The 16,756-nt window shown below is 66.9% G+C and carries 15 protein-coding genes; 8 read left to right on the forward strand and 7 right to left on the reverse strand.

Annotated elements, in window-relative coordinates:
- Positions 1 to 111 precede the first annotated feature (111 nt).
- Both AC1REK_RS11985 and AC1REK_RS11990 read right to left on the reverse strand, forming a co-directional pair.
- Positions 112 to 1,266, reverse strand: a complete 1,155-nt coding sequence (locus AC1REK_RS11985) for a M24 family metallopeptidase (RefSeq protein ID WP_492267874.1) — start codon at positions 1,264 to 1,266, stop codon at positions 112 to 114.
- Between the two features lie 38 nt (positions 1,267 to 1,304).
- On the reverse strand, positions 1,305 to 2,099 hold the full coding sequence (locus AC1REK_RS11990; RefSeq protein ID WP_492267873.1) for a transporter substrate-binding domain-containing protein: 795 nt from the start codon (positions 2,097 to 2,099) through the stop codon (positions 1,305 to 1,307).
- Positions 2,100 to 2,347: 248 nt separating this feature from the next.
- Between AC1REK_RS11990 and AC1REK_RS11995 the strand changes: the two genes are divergently transcribed.
- Positions 2,348 to 3,121: an IclR family transcriptional regulator gene (locus tag AC1REK_RS11995; protein ID WP_492267872.1), complete on the forward strand. Its 774-nt coding sequence runs from the start codon at positions 2,348 to 2,350 to the stop codon at positions 3,119 to 3,121.
- Positions 3,122 to 3,136: 15 nt separating this feature from the next.
- On the opposite strand, the gene AC1REK_RS12000 is transcribed toward AC1REK_RS11995, so the two are convergent.
- A complete protein-coding gene (locus tag AC1REK_RS12000; RefSeq protein WP_316019173.1) occupies positions 3,137 to 3,625 on the reverse strand; it encodes a DUF192 domain-containing protein in 489 nt (162 codons plus the stop codon).
- A gap of 285 nt (positions 3,626 to 3,910) precedes the next feature.
- On the opposite strand from AC1REK_RS12000, the gene AC1REK_RS12005 reads away from it, so the two are divergent.
- From AC1REK_RS12005 to AC1REK_RS12015, 3 genes are all read left to right on the forward strand, one after another.
- Entirely contained in the window at positions 3,911 to 5,761 is a 1,851-nt protein-coding gene (locus AC1REK_RS12005) for an aq_1923 C-terminal domain (protein WP_492267871.1), read from the forward strand.
- 164 nt (positions 5,762 to 5,925) lie between these two features.
- Positions 5,926 to 6,465 (forward strand): CatB-related O-acetyltransferase, encoded by a 540-nt coding sequence (locus AC1REK_RS12010; RefSeq protein WP_492267870.1) that lies wholly within the window; start codon positions 5,926 to 5,928, stop codon positions 6,463 to 6,465.
- Positions 6,466 to 6,534: 69 nt separating this feature from the next.
- Complete coding sequence (locus AC1REK_RS12015) at positions 6,535 to 7,353, forward strand: methyltransferase domain-containing protein (RefSeq protein ID WP_492267869.1); 819 nt, start codon at positions 6,535 to 6,537, stop codon at positions 7,351 to 7,353.
- Between the two features lie 258 nt (positions 7,354 to 7,611).
- On the opposite strand, the gene AC1REK_RS12020 is transcribed toward AC1REK_RS12015, so the two are convergent.
- Positions 7,612 to 8,622: a TRAP transporter substrate-binding protein gene (locus AC1REK_RS12020; protein WP_492267868.1), complete on the reverse strand. Its 1,011-nt coding sequence runs from the start codon at positions 8,620 to 8,622 to the stop codon at positions 7,612 to 7,614.
- A gap of 114 nt (positions 8,623 to 8,736) precedes the next feature.
- Here AC1REK_RS12020 and AC1REK_RS12025 point away from each other — a divergent pair, with 114 nt between their 5' ends.
- The 4 genes from AC1REK_RS12025 to AC1REK_RS12040 all read left to right on the forward strand — a co-directional run bounded on the left by AC1REK_RS12025 (position 8,737) and on the right by AC1REK_RS12040 (position 12,495).
- Positions 8,737 to 9,417, forward strand: coding sequence for a GntR family transcriptional regulator (locus tag AC1REK_RS12025; RefSeq protein ID WP_316019154.1), 681 nt, complete (start codon positions 8,737 to 8,739; stop codon positions 9,415 to 9,417).
- A 24-nt stretch (positions 9,418 to 9,441) separates the two neighbouring features.
- Entirely contained in the window at positions 9,442 to 10,614 is a 1,173-nt protein-coding gene (locus tag AC1REK_RS12030; protein ID WP_492267867.1) for a mandelate racemase/muconate lactonizing enzyme family protein, read from the forward strand.
- 64 nt (positions 10,615 to 10,678) lie between these two features.
- Complete coding sequence (locus AC1REK_RS12035; protein ID WP_492267866.1) at positions 10,679 to 11,218, forward strand: TRAP transporter small permease; 540 nt, start codon at positions 10,679 to 10,681, stop codon at positions 11,216 to 11,218.
- A complete protein-coding gene (locus AC1REK_RS12040; protein WP_492267865.1) occupies positions 11,215 to 12,495 on the forward strand; it encodes a TRAP transporter large permease in 1,281 nt (426 codons plus the stop codon). The genes AC1REK_RS12035 and AC1REK_RS12040 overlap by 4 nt, the downstream gene beginning before the upstream one ends.
- 58 nt (positions 12,496 to 12,553) lie before the next feature.
- Here AC1REK_RS12040 and ltaE read toward each other — a convergent pair whose 3' ends face one another.
- The 3 genes from ltaE to ggt all read right to left on the reverse strand — a co-directional run bounded on the left by ltaE (position 12,554) and on the right by ggt (position 16,709).
- Entirely contained in the window at positions 12,554 to 13,582 is a 1,029-nt protein-coding gene (gene ltaE, locus AC1REK_RS12045) for a low-specificity L-threonine aldolase (RefSeq protein ID WP_492267864.1), read from the reverse strand.
- A gap of 71 nt (positions 13,583 to 13,653) precedes the next feature.
- Positions 13,654 to 15,033: an L-serine ammonia-lyase gene (locus AC1REK_RS12050; protein WP_492267863.1), complete on the reverse strand. Its 1,380-nt coding sequence runs from the start codon at positions 15,031 to 15,033 to the stop codon at positions 13,654 to 13,656.
- 71 nt (positions 15,034 to 15,104) lie between these two features.
- Positions 15,105 to 16,709, reverse strand: coding sequence for a gamma-glutamyltransferase (gene ggt / locus AC1REK_RS12055; protein ID WP_492268208.1), 1,605 nt, complete (start codon positions 16,707 to 16,709; stop codon positions 15,105 to 15,107).
- Between the last annotated feature and the right edge of the window lie 47 nt (positions 16,710 to 16,756).

Consider the following 16,756-nt stretch of genomic DNA (forward strand, 5'->3'; position numbering starts at 1 on the left):
TGAAAACGCTTGCCGAACCGTCGCCCCGGCTTCTCGATGCGCGCTGCGACGCGCAACGCAATAGCACCAAGGCGGCGATTTGGGAACATGCCCGTTTGCGCGCGCGCCAACTCAGCCGACGACGATCAGATCCCGCGAGGTCCGCGAGAGCAGTTCGCAGCCATCGCGTGTCACCAGCACATTGTCGATAATGCGCGCGCCAAGGCGCTCATTCCCGAGGAAGACTGGCGGCTCGACGCTAAGCACCATGCCGGCCCGCAGCACATAGTCGCTGCCGCCGATCATGTGGACCGGCTCGCCCCATGTCGGCGGAAACCCTGGCGCGAGGCCATAGCCCGAGGTGTGGACCCTGCCCTGCTCCAGCCCGGCAGCGCCGATCACCCGCTTGGCCGCCTCATGCGGCGCCGTTGCCGGGGCACCGTCGCGAATCTCGGCGATGCAGGCATCGCAGGCGCGCCGGACGATGTCGTAGAGCTCGCGCATGCGCGGCGTCGGCGGTCCCAGGCTGAACTGCCGGCCGATGGTCGCAGTATAGCGACGCCAGGTCGCGCCGTATTCGACGCTGCCGTAATCGCCCGCCGCAAGCAGGCGCTCGGTCGGCGCGCCATGGCTATAGCCGGAGCGTGCGCCCGCGACGAGGTTGATCGGACTGGCGGCAAGGCCACTGCCGCGGGCAAGCAGGGCGCCATAGACGTTGCCGGCCAAGGCAAGCTCGCTGCGGCCTGGCCGCAGACCCGCCGCGAACACCGCCATCGCCTCGTCGGCAATGGCGCTCGCGCGCCGGATGTAGGCGAGCTCGGCCGGCGATTTCACCAGGCCGAGATCGGGCACGAGGCTGGTCGTTTCCGCCGCCAGGCTGGAGCCGAGCAACTCGCGCAGGCGGACATAGTGATGCGGGTGGAGGTAATAGGCCGGCACCTCCATGCCGCATCGCGCACGCAGCAGGCCAAGCTCGTCGGCGAGACGCTCGAAGCGCGGGATCGCATCCTCGTTCTCGCCGCCGCCGAAGGTCTCGATCCGGTCGACCAGTGCCTCGTCCTGCAATTCGTTGCGCTCGCCCTCGCGCGCCATGATCGTCAGCGGGCCGGAAGCCGGCACCAGCAGGCACTGGAACTCCTGATAGCTCTTGGCGTCCGACCCGGTCAGCCAGCGGATCGAGACCGGGTGAAAGAGGATGAGCCAGTCCAGCCCTCGCTCGGCCATCGCCCGGCTGACGGCTGCGCGGCGCGCGGCGAACTCCTCGCGCGAGAAATCATGCTTCGACATGCGGTCCCTTCCCGTCGCGCCGCCCTGCCCGGCCGGGCTCAGAGTGCCGGCAAAGGTTGCATCGGGCCGCCGAGCCACTTCTTGTGCAGCTCGTCGAGATCGCCGTTCAGAGTGCTCTGGAAGATCAGCGTGTCGAGCCAGCGCAGCAGGGTGTGCTCGCCGAGCCGGACGGTGACATGGGCGGGCGCGCGGCGCAGCGCGAACTTGAAGTCGAATTCCTTGGCCGGGTTCTTCTTCGCGAGTTCGACGACCACGACGCTGTTGGCGGCCAGCAACTGCGCATGCCCGGAGAGATAGGCCTGGACAGCCGTCGCATTGTCCTCGGTGCGCATGATGTCGGCACCCGGGGCGAGCGCGGTCAGGACGAGGTCCTCGGTCGTGCCCTTGGCGACGGCGACGCGGTTGCGCCCGATATCCGCGGCCGATTTCAAGGCGAGGCCCTTGGCGCCGTAGACCGCCAGCGAGGTGTCGGCATAGGGCGCGCTGTACATGACCTGACGGGCGCGCTCGGCGGTGATCGACATCGCCGCGATGTTCATGTCCGACTTGTCGGTGAGCAGGAAGGGAATGCGGCTGGCGGCCGGCACCGGCAGCAGCTCGAGCTTCACGCCCAGCGCCTTGGCGACCAGCTTCGCCATGTCGATGTCGAAACCTTCAAGCTCGCGATTGGCGTTCATCATCCCGAAGGGCGGCACGTCGGCGAAGACGGTGATGCGCACTACGCCCTTGGACAGGATATCAGCGAGCTTGTCGGCCCGCGCCTCGACGCTCGACAGCAAACCCGCCGCAAGAAAACCCAAAGCCACCACGACCGCCCTGAAACCTGCCTTCATGATCGCTCTCCCTCTTCCGATCACTTCTTGCGATGCAGCGTTGCTTTCGTCTTGCAGGCATCGACCTCGTCGCTCGTCAGGCCATGCGCGAGTTCATTCGATGCCTGCCTCCTCCGGCGAATAAATACTGGCCCTCTGCGGCTGGCGGAGCGCAAATACGACTTTCAGCTTGATAGTGACGTAAGGCAAGGCTAACAGCTGCGTATATGCAGTCAAGCTTCACTAATGAATTGATCGGGAGCCTTTGCATGGAGCAGCTTCACGCCGAGCCGAGCAGTCGCCCGGGGCCCTATCCCGCCCCGGCGCTGGAGAAGGGGCTGGAGATCATCGAGTTGCTGGCAGCGGCCCAGAAGCCGCTCTCGACCCGCGCCGTCGCCGAAAGCCTTGGTCGTTCCAAGGGCGAGATCTTCCGCATGCTGTTCGTGCTGGTCGAGCGCGGCTATCTCAACCGCGACCCGGCGACGGAGGAGCTGACCCTCAGCAACCGGTTGTTCGAGCTCGGCATGCGCACGCCGCGAGCGCGGCAGCTGGTCGAAGTCGCGGCGCCGGCCATGGAAAGGCTGAGCGAGAAGACCGCGCAATCGGCCCATCTCGTCGTGCTCAACGAGGGCGAGACGGTCGTGATCGCCAATGCCGCGGGAACGGGCGACATCAGCTTCACCTTGCGGCTCGGCTATCGGCGTCCGGCACATGATGCGACCTCGGGCCGCGTGATCCTCGCCTTTCAGGATGGCGAAGCGCGCGAACGCAGCTTGCAGCCCGCCCAGTTGGCCGGCGGCCTGGAAGATCCAGGGTTCTGGGCGATGCTCGACGAGATCGCTGCCCGCGGCTTCCTCGTTGCGGAAAGCCATGACATGCCGGGCGTCACCGACATCAGCGCGCCAATCCTCGACCGGCAGGGCCGCGCCGTCGCCAGTATCGTCATTCCCTATCTGAACCGGAGGAGTGCTCGCACCCGGCACGACGAGGTGCTGGCCGAGCTGCTGGCGACCTGTCGCGCGATCTCGGCCGAGCTGGGCTGACCCCGGCTACTCCGGTCAGCGCTTGAAGAGCGCGTGCTCGACCTTGTCTCCGGCCTTGATGCCAAGCTTCTCGGCAACACCGCCATTGATCTCAAGTACCGAAAGCACCGGCTCGCCGGAAGGGATGGTGCGGGTCGAGAGCGGCTCGGTGCGCTCGGCGATCCGCGCCACGGTGCCGTCGGCGCGGATGAAGAGCATGTCGAGCGAGATGTAGGTGTTCTGCATCCACATCGCGACCGGCTCGGTGCGCTTGAAGTCGAAAAGCATGCCGCGATCGGCCGGCATGAACTGGCGGTGCATCAGGCCGCGGGCGCGCTGCTCGGGCGTGCGCATCACCTCGACCTGGAACTCGTGGCGGCCGCTGGCACTCACGATCGCCAGCGGCTCGAGCCCGACGGCAGGGGCGGCCTGCTGCGCCTGCGGGCGCTCCGGTGCCAGAGCTGCGAAGGCGAGCGCCAACACCCCGCAAATGGCCAGTCGCACCCAGCGTCCCGAAGCCTGCATGATCCGTTTCCCCAAAAAGGCCACCAATGCCGCAGAGCGTTGCCGGGACGCGATGGCGAATCTGCGGCCAATGGCAGGCAAGGCCGGCGCGCCGTCAAGCTTTTCACCGGTCCGCCCGTCTTGCGTCTTCCCTTCGCCTTCGCCTTGCGGCAGTTTCAGCGCCAATTCGAAGCCGAACGGAACGTTGGTCCCGGCCGGAAGCGATTTTGCCTCTCGGCTCGACAAAGGCGGCTTGGCCTCGTCCTTGTCGCGCGGGGCTTCGACACCATGCTCCAGGAGATATCGATGACCATTCTGCCCAGCCAGCGCCTCAGGCGCGTGCACCCGCTCCCGGCGGCGGGTTTGCTGCTCCTGCTGCTGGCCGGTACCGCATCGGCCGAGGACTTCCAGCTCGACAATGTCCGGCTCGATCTCGGCAAGTTCGTGCTCACCATCCCGAAGCTCGACGTCAAGGGCACGCCGCTGGACCGCGCAGGCTTCCAGGCGATCTTCCAGGCGGGGCCCGGCAGCAATGAAAGCCCGGTCGCCCGGATGAGCCGCCTCACGGCCGCCGAGATCAGCGCGCCGAGCCTGGTGATGGAGCAGAGCTTCGGCCCGCAGAAGCAGATCACGACCTATCGCGACATCCGTTTCTCCGAGATTCGGGAAGGCAAGATCGCGCGGGGCGAGGCCAAGGCCGGCTCGATCAAAGTCGAGGGCTCGGCTTCCGGCCAGATGAACGGCGAAATCCTGCGCACGAGCTTCGAGGGGCTCGACCTGACCCAGATCGCCCGTGTCTTCGCGGACAAGGCAGCGCCTGGCACCGAGCCTGCGATGCAGACCGTCTTCGGCCGGATCGAGCAGGACGGCTACACGCTCGATCTCGGCGAGCTCGGCAAGGTCTCGGCCGGCAAGGCCGCGCTGCGCAACTTCAAGGCCCGCGTCGGCAACGAGCCGATGGGCGAGCTGATGGCGCGCATCGTCACGCTCGGCGAGGAATCCGAGAAGGCGGCGAAGGATCTGAACAGCAAGGAAGATCCCGCCATCACCGAGGCGCGAGACCGGCAGATGCTGCTGGCCATGCTCGCCCTCTTCGATTCCGTCGACTATGGCAGCGGCGAGATCCGCGACGTCGTAATGGCGGTCAAGACGCCGCCGAAGCCAGGCGCCAAGCCGGAACCGGTCGACCTGCGCTTCTCGCGGATCGCCTTCGGCGAGGACACGCCGGAAAAATCGGGCTTCGTGATGGAAGGTCTGAAGTTCGAGGGCGGGGGCGGCAAGGGTTCGATCGCCTCGGCGGGGTATTTCGGCTTCTCGCTGGAGAACACGATCAAGGAGCTGCGCAAGGCCCTGGCCGAACCGGATTTCGACCCGAGCGCGGACGATCTGCGCCGCTTCATCCCCAAGCTCGGCACCATCCGCCTGAGCGGCATCCAGATCACCGCCCCCCAGCAGGGCAAGCGCGGCGCCGCGCCGCTACCGCCGATCGAGGTCGGTCTCGGCACCTTCGAGCTCAAGCATGGCGAGCAGGTCAACGGCATTCCGACCAACATGGCGTTGACCCTCGACAAGCTGACGATCCCTGTCGTCGAGAGCGCCTCGAACCCCTCCGCCAAGGACCTGCTGGCGATGGGCTACCGCAATCTCGACCTGTCCGCGAAGCTCGACCTTGCCTGGCGGGAGGCGAGCAAGGAGTTCGCGATCCGCGCGCTCTCGCTCGGCGGTGTCGGCATGGGCAAGCTCGAAGCCACCGGAACGCTCGGCAATGTCGGCAAGGAAGTGTTCTCCACCGATCTCGCTTTGGCGCAGGTGGCACTGCTCGGTGCGACGGCGAAGAACCTCGACATCAAGCTGCAGAATCTCGGCCTCGCCGAGAAGCTGATCGAGAACGAAGCGCGCAAATCGAAGCGCAAGGTCGAGGATGTCCGTCGGGAGTACGGTACCATTGCGAGCCTCGGCCTCGCCGCGCTTCTCGGCCCATCGGACGGCGCCAAGGCGCTGGCCGGCGCGGTCGCGCGCTTCGTCGCCAAGCCCGGCAAGCTGAGCGTCTCGGCCACTGCGAAGTCTCCGGCCGGCCTCGGCCTCGCCGATGTGATCACGCTCGCCGAGCCGACTGAGATCTTCGAGAAAATCGACGTGAAGGCCGATACCGAGTGACACAGGCAATGACTGGATCCGGCGGCTTTCGCTTGCCGCCGGAGGACGAGGCATGGCGCCCGGGCCGGTTCACCGCATGGTGGGCCGGCCTTCCCGATGGGCCCCGTGTCCAACTGCGCAAGGCCTTCAACAGGCACAACCAGACGCGGATCTATCTCGCGCATATGATCGCCCGGTACCCGGGCCAGATCATCGTCTCGCCCTATACCTATGGCCGGCCCAAGGTGCGTTTTCCCGGAACGGGCACGAGCCTGCGGATCGGCCGCTACGGCTCGATCGCCGACGGCGTCGAGATCTTTATGGGCGGCAATCACCGCCTCGACTGGGTCACGACCTATCCTTTCCCGGCGATCCCGAGCCTCTGGCCGGACGCCAGGACACTGGACGGCAGCCACACCTCGCGGGGCGATGTCTCGATCGGCCACGATGTCTGGCTCGGCTCGCAGTGCTTCGTGCTCTCCGGCGTGACGATCGGACATGGCGCCGTCGTAGCGGCCCGCGCCGTCGTGACGCGCGATGTGCCGCCCTATGCGATCGTCGCCGGCAACCCGGCCAAGGTGGTGCGCTACCGCATGTCGCCGCAGCGGATCGAAGCCCTGCTCGCCCTGCGCTGGTGGGAATGGCCCGAAGCGGAGATCAAGCGCCGGATTCCGCTGCTGATGTCGGACCGCGTCGAGGATCTCGTCGCGCTGCAGGGCGATTGAACGGAAAACGATTGTCATCACCGCCCCCTGCCCGTACGAGAGGGGCCTTCCTCATGCTCGGACTGGTTCATGCACGCTTCTGCCAACGACAAGGCGCGGGTTTTTCGCAAGACCTATCTCGCCGAGGTCGAGACCGCTCAGCTGACAGTGCTCGATGTCGGCTCCGCGATCGTGGACGGCCAGAGCCTGTCCAACCGCGACGTGATGACGAATCCGGCCTGGACGCTGCGCGGCATGGATATCGAGCCGGGTCTCAACGTCGATATCGCCGTGGCCGATCCCTATGACTGGAAGGAGATCGCGACCGGTTCGGTCGATGTCGTGACCTGTTCCGAGGTCTTCGAGCATGCCGAGTTCTTCTGGATCACCATGCTCGAGATTTCGCGCGTGCTGAAGGGCAACGGGCTTGCCTTCATCACCTCCCCCGGCGGCGGTCCGCGCCATCGTTTCCCGGTCGACTGCTGGCGTTTCTACGACGATGCCTTTCCCGCCCTCGCCCGCTATGCCGGGCTGAACCTGCTGGAAGCGCAGGTCCAATGGGTGCCGGCCTATCGCAAGGGCATTCAGTGGCGCGATTCGAGCGCCGTGATGCAGAAGCCCGTGCTCGATGCTGAAGCGACACGGCTGGATGCAGCGCGGATCGCCATCGGAAAGAGCCTGCGGAACCCGCGGCCGGAACTCGCCGAGCTGCAGACGCTCGGCGCGCCGGTTTCCCCCGCGCCGCTCAGCGCGATCCCAGCGATGACCGGAAAATCCGCCTTCGCGGCCCGCGAGGCCGAGCTGCTCGCCGGCAGCAGCGTATTCGTCCGCAAGGCGCGTCTGGTGCTCCGCCAATTGCGAGAGGCGCGCCGCATCATCGCCACGCCGATGCGCGACCTGCATCTCTAGCCGGTCGCCAAGTACCCCGATCGCCGCAACTCCGAATTCCTGCGGCCAAGGACACTGTCTTGGATGGCGCCATAGCGAACGGCTGACGGAGCCGAGCTGAAGCTCGCCGCGAATGACCGGGGCCGAGCAATAGCGCATATGAGAGCACTGTCCGGAAGCCCACGGCCACGAATCTCAGCAGGTCTGGGCGCAGCGATATTGTGCCGCCGCGCCCGAACCCGGTCGAATGACCTGTTCTAAAGCGTCGTCCGCGAGCGATCAGTTGCCGCGGATCTGCTTCAGCTGCACCTGCACGGCGTCTAGCGTCTCGGCGCCGATCGCGGCGGCATGCTTCTGGTAGACGGCATTCGCCTTCTCGCGCATCCGCTTGAGCTCGTCGGGCGCGACCTCGTTGATGGTCATGCCGAGCTCCTTGAGCTTCGCCAGCGCCTCGTTGGCCTGTTCACGATTGACCTGCCTCTCCTTGTCGCGCGAGACCGCGGCGCAAGCGGTGAACACGCCCTGCTCGTCCTTCGAGAGCTGGTCCCAGAGCCGCTTGGAGTACATCACCACTGCCGGCGTATAGGCGTGCTGGGTGATCGAGAGATATTTCTGGGCCTCGTAGAACTTGGCCGAATAGATATTGGCGTAGGGGTTCTCCTGGCCGTCGATCGCCTTGGTCTCGAGCGCCGTATAGAGCTCGCCATAGGCGAGCGGCACCGCATTGGCGCCCATATTGCTGAAGGTGTCGAGGAAGACGTTGTTCTGCATGACGCGCACCTTCATCCCCTGCAGATCCTCCCATTTCCGGATCGGCTGACGGGAGTTCGTCATATTGCGGAAGCCGTTCTCCCAATAGGCGAGATTGACCAGCCCGACGCCGAGAAGGCGCTCGGAGATCTTCTGGCCGACCGGCCCGTCGAGCACGGCATCGGCCTCCTTCTCATTGGTGAAGAGGAAGGGCAGGTCGAAGGCGCCGAGCTGCGGCACCAATCCGACCAGCGGCGAGGTCGAGGCGACGACGATGTCGAGCGTTCCCGAGCGGACGGCCTGGACCGCCTGCTGATCGCTACCGAGCTGGGCGTTCCAGAAGCTCTGGATCTTCAGCTTGCCACCGGACTTTTCGGCGACGCAGGCGGTGAGCGCAGCGGCGCCGGCGCCGAATGGGTGATCCTGCGGCACAGCCGCCGACAGCTTGATCGTCCTCTCCTTGATCTGCGCCGCAGCCGGACCGCCGGCCAGGGTGACAAGGGCGGTCGAGGCCAGGGCGGCCAGGGCAAGCTTCGTCATCGTTTCCTCCACTTCACACAATGCCGCCTCCGGGCGGCTTCTTGACATCTTGATGCTTGATACGTGATGCATCACACATTATCAATAGACAGCCCTCTCACCGGAGCCGTGTCTTTGTCAGAACCCTTGACGATGGACCCCGACTACAAGCTCTCGCTCGGCGAGCGCGTAGCGGGGATGCTGCGCAACGAGATCCTGTCGGGCCGCCTCGCGCCCGGCGCGCGGCTCAATCTCGATGACTACAAGACGAGCTGGGACATCAGCATCACGCCGCTGCGCGATGCCGCGAAGAAGCTCGAAGCCGACGGGCTCGTCACGATCTCGCCGCGCAAGGGCGTCTTCGTCGCGAAGATCGACAGCAACGCGCTGTTCGAGATCTTCGAGATCCGGCAGGCGCTCGAGCCGCTGATCACCGAGAAGGCGACGCCGCACATCCCGGCTCAGGAAATCGAGGCCGCGCTCAAGGAGCACCGCGCGATCGAGAAGATCGTCTACCCCGCGCGCCGGCTCGAGCGGCTGCGCAAGATCGACGATCTCGTCCACGACCTCGTGCTCAACCACTGCCCGAATGCCCGCCTCGCCCGGCTCGTCATCGGGCTGCGCGACTCGATCATCTGGTGCCGCAACACCGTCCAGCACAGCGTGCCCGACGCCTTCGATCCCTCGCTCGCCGAGCACATCGCCATCCTCGAAGCCCTAGCGACGCGCGACAGTGCCCGTGCTGCCGGCGCGATGGCCGATCATCTGGCGGCAACGCGCGCCCGCACCGAAACCGCCCTCGCCGCCCGCGGCTGAACTCAAGACCGAGACTTTGCCGACATGAAGATCCGTTCGATCGAGACCTACATCCTGCGCACCCCCTTGGGGGCGAAGCGCTTCTTCTCCTCCCAGGCCGCCTTTCCCGAGCGCAACAGCTTCCTGGTCAAGATCACCGCCGACAACGGCCTCGTCGGCTGGGGCGAAGGCGGCCAGTACGGGCCACCGGAGCCGCCCATGGCCTGCGTCGAGAAGGTCCTGGCGCCCAAGCTCATCGGCCGGCAGGCAGACGAGCCCGTGCGGATTTTCGAGGAGCTCTATTCCTTCAGCCGCGACTTCGGCCAGAAGGGCACCTATATCGAGGCACTGAGCGCCATCGACATCGCGCTGTGGGACCTTTGGGGTAAGTCGCTCGGCAGGCCCGTTCACGCGCTGCTCGGCGGCGCCTTCCGCACGCGCGTGCCTGCCTATGGCACCGGCTGCTACTACCCCGACCACTATCGCGACACTGAGCGCATGCTGCGCGAGCTCGCCGAGGAGGCACGCGGCTATCGCGAGGCGGGGATGACCGCGATCAAGATGAAGATCGGCCTGCTGCCGATCGATCTCGACGCGCAGCGCCTTGCCGTGGTGCGTGAAGCCATCGGGCCCGAGATCGGGTTGATGGTCGACGCCAACCACGCCTATACCGCGGCCTCGGCGATCCGCATCGGGCGCAGCCTCGAAAAGCACAACGTGCTCTGGTTCGAGGAGCCGGTGGTGCCGGAGGACCGGGAAGGCTATCGCCGCGTGCGCGACGTCATCGACGTGCCCGTCGCCGGTGGCGAATGCGAATACACCCGCTTCGGCTTCCGCGACCTCATGCTCGGCCAGTGCATTGACATCGCCCAGCCCGACCTCTGCTGCGCCGGCGGCTTCACCGAATGGACCAAGATCCTGGCGCTGACCAGCAGCTTCGGCGTCCTCACCGTACCGCATGTCTGGGGTTCGGGCATCGCAGTGGCGGCGGCGCTGCAGGCGATCGCGGTCGCGCCGCAGGTGCCGTTCACTGCGGCCGGCGTGCCGCTGCAGAACGAACCGATGATCGAGTTCGACCGGACCCACAACCCGCTGCGCGACGACCTCCTGGTCGAGCGCTTCGTGCTGCAGGACGGCGCCATTGCCGTGCCGACCGGCCCAGGCCTCGGCGTCGAGGTCAATGAGGCCGAGCTGCTGAAGTACAGCGTCAAGGCCTGACCGCTCAACGAGAAGCACCGCAGCGGAGCCGGTGAACGGCTCCGCCATGAAGGCGGGAGGAAGCATGCAACGACTCGAACACTGGGCCTTCCGCAGCCTCGAAATCATCATGGTCCTACTGCTCGCGGCCATGACGCTGATGGTGCTGGGCAATGTCGTCCTGCGCTATGCCTTCGACTCCGGGCTCGTCGTCTCCGAGGAGCTCTCGCGCTTCCTCTTCGTCTGGCTGACCTTCATCGGCGCCGTCGTCGTGGCGCGCGAGAACATGCATCTCGGCGTCGAGACGCTGGTCGCATGGCTCGGCCGCCGCGGCCGCGTCACCTGCCTCGTCCTCTCCGATCTCATCACGGTGCTGTGCTGCGCGGTGTTCTTCTGGGGCACCTGGCAGCAGGCCGAGATCAACGCGACCTTCTATGCGCCGGTGACCGGCATCTCGATGCTGTGGGTCTACGGCATCGGCTTCTTCAGCAGCGTCGGCATCGGCCTCATCGCCGGCGCGCGGCTGCTGCGTACGGCGACCGGGCGCCTCTCCGAAGCGGAGATCGCCGCCTTCGCCGGGGAGCTCACCGGCGAGGCCGCCAAGCTCAAGGAGCAGATGCCGTGACGGTCGCCGTCTTCCTCTCCGCCCTGAGCGCCGCCATGGCCGTCGGGGCGCCGATCGCCTTCGCCCTCATCTTCTGCGCGCTGGCGCTCATGCTCTGGATGGGCAATTTCGACAGCCAGATCGTCGCCCAGACGATCATCGTCGGCGCCGACAATTTCCAGCTACTGGCCGTCCCCTTCTTCATCCTCGCCGGCGAGTTGATGAATGCCGGCGGGCTCTCGAAGCGGATCATCAACTTCGCACTCGCCTGCCTCGGCCATCTGCGCGGCGGGCTGGGCTATGTCGCGATCCTGGCAGCCCTGATCCTCGCCGCGATTTCCGGCTCGGCCGCCGCGGACACCGCGGCGCTCGCCGCGATCCTGATCCCGATCATGCGCCGCGCCGGCTACGACCTCGCCCGCTCCGCCGGGCTGATCGCGACGGGCGGCATCATCGCCCCGGTCATCCCGCCCTCGATTGGCTTCATCATCTTCGGCGTCGCCGCGAACGTCTCGATCTCGCAGCTCTTCCTCGCCGGCGTGGTGCCGGGGTTGCTGATGGGGGCTGCGCTGGTCGCCACCTGGTGGCTCACCGCGCGCAAGGACGACGTCAAGACCTTCCCGCGCCAGGGCTATCGCGAGCGCGGCAAGGCGCTGGTCGACGGGTTCTTCGCCCTGTTCATGCCGGTCCTCATCATCGGCGGCATCAAATGGGGCATCGTGACGCCAACGGAGGCGGCGGTGCTGGCCTGCGCCTACGCCTTCATCATCGGCATGTTCGTCTATCGCGAGCTGAAGGTCTCGATGCTCTTCGGCCTGCTGCTCAACGCGGCCAAGACCGCCTCAGCGGTGATGTTCCTGATCGCGGCTGCCCTCGTTTCGGCCTGGCTGATCACGCAGGCCAACATCCCGGCAGAGCTGTCGCGGGCGCTCGAGCCCTTCATGCACAGCCCGACCCTGGTCATGATCATCCTGATGCTGCTGGTGCTCGTGGTCGGCACGGCGCTCGACTTCACGCCGACCGTGCTGATCCTGACGCCGGTGATGATGCCGATCGTCAAGCAGGCCGGCATCGACCCGGTCTATTTCGGCGTGCTCTTCATCATGAACAACGCCATTGGGTTGATCACGCCGCCGGTCGGCATTGTGCTCAACGTGGTGAGCGGCGTCTCGGGCGTCTCGATGGGCGCGGTGATGCGCGGCGTCTGGCCGTTCCTCGTCTCCCAGGTCGTGGTCCTGGTGCTGCTGATCCTCTTCCCGTCGATCGTGCTGACCCCACTCGCCTGGATGCGTGGCTGACAGTGGCAGGACGAGCCGACCGCTCGCCCTGGCTCGCCATTCAGCCCGGCAACCGCGATCAGGCGCGCGCTTCCCGCTTGTCGAAGTAGGCCTCGCAGGCCTCGGCGACACGCGCGAGCGAGGCATCGTCCACATCGAGGTGGGTCACCCAACGTAGCGTTCCGTAGCGCCCGCCGACGGCAATGCCGCGGCCGCGCAGGAACGTGGCGAAGGCGGCGGCGTCGAGCTCCTTTGGCGCCATGAACACCATGTTGGTGCGGGCAGGCCCGGCGCCGAGCGCGGGGAAACGCGCCAGCACCGCCGCGAGATTCGCGGCGCGCCGATGATCCTCGCCGAGCCTGGTGACATTGTGCTCCAGCGCGTAGATCGCAGCCGCGGCGATGACGCCGGTCTGACGCATGCCGCCGCCCAGCATCTTCCGGATCCGGCGGGCCTTCTCGATGAATTCCTTGGGACCGACGAGGACGGAGCCGATCGGGGCTCCGAGCCCCTTGGACAGGCATAGGGAGACGGTGTCGAACTGCCCGGCGATCCAGGCAGCGTCGCGGTTGCTCGCCGCGGCGGCGTTCATCAGCCTGGCGCCATCGAGATGGGTCGCAAGGCCGCGCGAGCGGGCGAGTCCGGTCGCAGCCTCCAGATAGGCATCCGGCAGGGCGAGGCCGTTGAAGGTGTTCTCCAGCGCCAGCAGCCGCGTGATCGCGAAATGGAAGTCGTCCGGCTTGATCGCGTTGGCGATGGCGTGGAGCGCGATGGTTCCGTCCGGCTCGTTGGGCAGGGGCTGCGGCTGGATCGAGCCCAGCACGGCCGCGCCGCCGCCTTCGAGACGATAGGTATGGGCCATCTGGCCGACGAGGTATTCCTCGCCGCGGCCGCAATGGGCCATCATCGCGGCGAGATTGGCCTGCGTGCCGGTCGGGAAGAAGAGGCCGGCTTCCTTGCCCAGTCGCTCGGCGGTCATCGCTTCCAGCCGCTTGGTGGTCGCGTCGTCGTCATAGACGGCATCGCCGACCTCGGCCGCTGCCATGGCAGCGCGCATGCCGGCGCTGGGGCGCGTCACCGTATCCGAACGGAAATCATCCACGATCATTCAACCAGGTCCCCCTTGGCCACGTGTTTGCTCATCGAGGCCGGTCAGGTCCGGCTTGCGAAAGGTAGCGCTCAGCATTCCGGCAGGTTGACCGCCAGCCCACCGAGGCTTGTTTCCTTGAAGCGCTCGCTCATGGCTTCGCCGGTCTGGCGCATCGCCTCGATGCAGTTGTCGAGCGGCATGAAATGCGAGCCGTCGCCGCGCAAGGCGAGCGAGGCGGCCGCGACCGCCTTGATCGCACCGATGCCGTTGCGCTCGATGCAGGGCACCTGGACCAGCCCCGCCACCGGATCGCAGGTCATGCCGAGATGGTGTTCGAGGGCGATCTCGGCCGCATTCTCGACCTGCTCGGGCGAGCCGCCGAGCACCGCACAGAAGCCGGCGGCTGCCATCGCCGCGGCCGAGCCAACCTCGCCCTGGCAGCCGGCCTCCGCGCCTGAGATCGAGGCATTGTGCTTGATCAGCCCGCCGATCGCCGCAGCCGTCAGCAGGAAGTCGGCGACCTTGCTGGGCTCGGCCCCGACGCAATGGTCGAGATAATAGCGCAGCACTGCTGGCACGACGCCGGCCGCCCCGTTGGTCGGCGACGTCACCACCCGGCCGCCGGCCGCGTTCTCCTCGTTCACCGCCATGGCGTAGACGCCGAGCCAGTCCGAGGCGGCGTGCGGTTGGGCACGGTTGCTCTGCCGCTCGGCCTCGAGCTGACGATGGATCTTCGCGGCCCGGCGACGCACGCGCAGGCCCCCCGGCAGTTCGCCCTCCTGAACCAGGCCCCTCTCGATGCAGCCGTTCATCACCAACCAGAGACGGGCGAGACCGCGTTCGACCTCGTCCGGCGCCTGGCGGTGGTTCTCGTTGGCGCGCTTCATCTGGGCGATCGAGAGCCCGCTCTCACGCGCCATGCGCAGCATCGCCGTCGCATTCGCGAACGGATAGGGCCAGGACGAGCCTTCGGTCACGGCTGGCGGCGCCTCGCGTTCCTGCGCCGTCACCACGAAGCCGCCGCCGATCGAATAATAAGTCGCGGACAAGAGCTCGGCGCCACCGGAATCATGCGCGCGGAAGACGAGCCCGTTGGCATGGCCGGGCAGAGGCGGCCCGTAGTCGAAGACGATGTCGGCGGCAGGGTCGAAGGCGAGCGGCGGCAGGCCGTCGAGGTGCAGGAGATGCGTCGTCCCCAGCGCGTGAAGCTGGCGTTCGGCCACGTCGAAATCGAACTCGGCCGGGATCCAGCCGAGGAGGCCGAGCGCCACGGCGCGGTCGGTGGCATGGCCCTTCCCGGTGAAGGCGAGCGAGCCGTAGAGCGTGACGCCGACCGCCACCGCATCATCGCGAGACGGATGCCGGCGCAGCAGGTCGAGGAACTGCCCCGCCGCCGTCATCGGCCCCATCGTATGCGACGAGGACGGGCCGATCCCGATCTTGAAGACGTCGAACACGCTCAGAAACATCAAACGCCTCCAGCCGGCTACGGCTTTGCCTTCCCGGTGTGAAGGGTGGTCTCGCCGATCGTAGCCGAGTCTCAGACGGATATCGCCATGCCGTCGCGCTGCGGATCGGCTCCGCCCGAGCACAGGCCGTCGACGATCCCGATCGCGTGCAGGGCGGCGAACGGGAATGTCTGGGCCGAGCGCTTGACGTCATAGCCGGCGGCGGCGAGCTCCTCGCTGACGCTGCGGCGAATGCGGTTGGAGATGTCGATCGCGTTCGAGACCGCCATGATCCGCGGTGCGGCGACGGCCTCGAAGGGCGACATGCCGAAATCGATCATGTTCATGATCCCCTGCGCCACCGCCGGCGCGACATAGCTGCCGCCAGGGGCGCCGATGACGATGCGCGGCGTCTCGCCGTCGAAGACGATGGTCGGCGCGGCGGAAGAGGCGCGGCGCTTGCCGGGCGCGATCGACGCCGCTCGGCCGGGACGCGGATCGAAGCGGCTCATCGTGCCGTTGTAGATGAAGCCGAGCCCGTCGGAGATGGCGCCGGAGGGGCTGCCCAGCGTATGGGTCAGCGCGACTGCGTTGCCGTCGCGGTCGATCACCGAGACATGCGTCGTTTCGCGCTGAGAGCGGTCGAGCCTCTTGATCTCGGCGCGCTCGCCGCGCCTGATCGCCTGCGCCTGCTCGGCGGCGTAGTCCTGCGAGATCAGCCGCTCGACGGGGACGTCGACATAGGCGGGGTCGCCCATGAAGCGGTCCTTGTCGATGGTCATGCGCTTCATCGCCTCCGCGAGGAGGGTGATGTGCGCAGCGCTGCCGTGCTTCAGCGCGCCGATGTCGAAATTGTCGAGGATGTGCAGGATCTGCAGCATCGACATGCCGCTCGCCGGCGGCGGCGAGGTCGAAATCCGCCGGCCCCGATACGAACCCCAGATCGGGCTGGCGACGGAAAGCTCATAGGCCGCGAAATCGCGCTCGCTCAGCAGCCCGCCTTGCGCCGCGAAATCCGCGGCCATCCTCGCCGCCAGGGCGCCATGGTAGAAATCGTCAGGCCCGCTTCGGGCCAGATGCTCCAGCGTCTCGGCGAGATCGGGATTGGTCAGGATATCGCCGGGGCGCTTGGGGCTGCCGTCCGGCCGGAAGAACACCTCGCGGCCCGTCCGGCTGTAGCGCAGCTTGTTGCCGGTATTGACCTCGCCACCACTGCTCTGGTCCTGGGTCCAGAACCAGTGCATGTGCGGCCGCACCAGCACGCCGGCATGCGCCTGTCGGATCGCCGGAGCCATCACGTCCCGCCAGTCCATCGTGCCGAACTGCGATAGCGCATGGGCATAGCCCTTGATGCTGCCGGGCGTGCAGACGGCGAGATGGCCGAACTCGTTGATGCCGTCCTTGAGCAGGAAGGCGAAGCCGTCGCGTGTCTGCCCATCAAGATGCGGCAGCCACATCTCGGGCGTCGCAGCGAGCGGGGCCCGGGCATAGAACTCGACGATCTCATGCACGCCGCGGCGCGGCATATAGACCTGCATCGAGCCGAAGCCGCCGATGCCGCACATCAGCGGGTCGACCACGCCCTGCATGAAGGCGCAGGCGATGGCGGCATCGATGGCGTTGCCGCCGCGCTCCAGCACCTCGGCGCCGGCCTCGACCGCTTCGGGCTGCGGCGCGACGATCATCGCGTTCTTCATCGTCACCATCTGCGGCGCTCCTTGTCTTTATGGTTTTGCCAACGTCG

The organism is Allobosea sp. GW823-FHT02B03 (genome assembly GCF_058797755.1).

Bases quoted from the DNA above. Each gene is read 5' to 3' on its own strand.
- ltaE (WP_492267864.1), bottom strand. From the start codon at position 13,582: ATGATCGTGGATGATTTCCGTTCGGATACGGTGACGCGCCCCAGCGCC.
- AC1REK_RS12005 (WP_492267871.1), top strand. From the start codon at position 3,911: ATGACCATTCTGCCCAGCCAGCGCCTCAGGCGCGTGCACCCGCTCCCG.
- AC1REK_RS12030 (WP_492267867.1), top strand. From the start codon at position 9,442: ATGAAGATCCGTTCGATCGAGACCTACATCCTGCGCACCCCCTTGGGG.
- AC1REK_RS11995 (WP_492267872.1), top strand. From the start codon at position 2,348: ATGGAGCAGCTTCACGCCGAGCCGAGCAGTCGCCCGGGGCCCTATCCC.
- AC1REK_RS12010 (WP_492267870.1), top strand. From the start codon at position 5,926: ATGATCGCCCGGTACCCGGGCCAGATCATCGTCTCGCCCTATACCTAT.
- AC1REK_RS11990 (WP_492267873.1), bottom strand. From the start codon at position 2,099: ATGAAGGCAGGTTTCAGGGCGGTCGTGGTGGCTTTGGGTTTTCTTGCG.
- AC1REK_RS12035 (WP_492267866.1), top strand. From the start codon at position 10,679: ATGCAACGACTCGAACACTGGGCCTTCCGCAGCCTCGAAATCATCATG.
- AC1REK_RS11985 (WP_492267874.1), bottom strand. From the start codon at position 1,266: ATGTCGAAGCATGATTTCTCGCGCGAGGAGTTCGCCGCGCGCCGCGCA.
- AC1REK_RS12020 (WP_492267868.1), bottom strand. From the start codon at position 8,622: ATGACGAAGCTTGCCCTGGCCGCCCTGGCCTCGACCGCCCTTGTCACC.
- AC1REK_RS12000 (WP_316019173.1), bottom strand. From the start codon at position 3,625: ATGCAGGCTTCGGGACGCTGGGTGCGACTGGCCATTTGCGGGGTGTTG.
- AC1REK_RS12050 (WP_492267863.1), bottom strand. From the start codon at position 15,033: ATGTTTCTGAGCGTGTTCGACGTCTTCAAGATCGGGATCGGCCCGTCC.
- AC1REK_RS12015 (WP_492267869.1), top strand. From the start codon at position 6,535: ATGCACGCTTCTGCCAACGACAAGGCGCGGGTTTTTCGCAAGACCTAT.
- ggt (WP_492268208.1), bottom strand. From the start codon at position 16,709: ATGAAGAACGCGATGATCGTCGCGCCGCAGCCCGAAGCGGTCGAGGCC.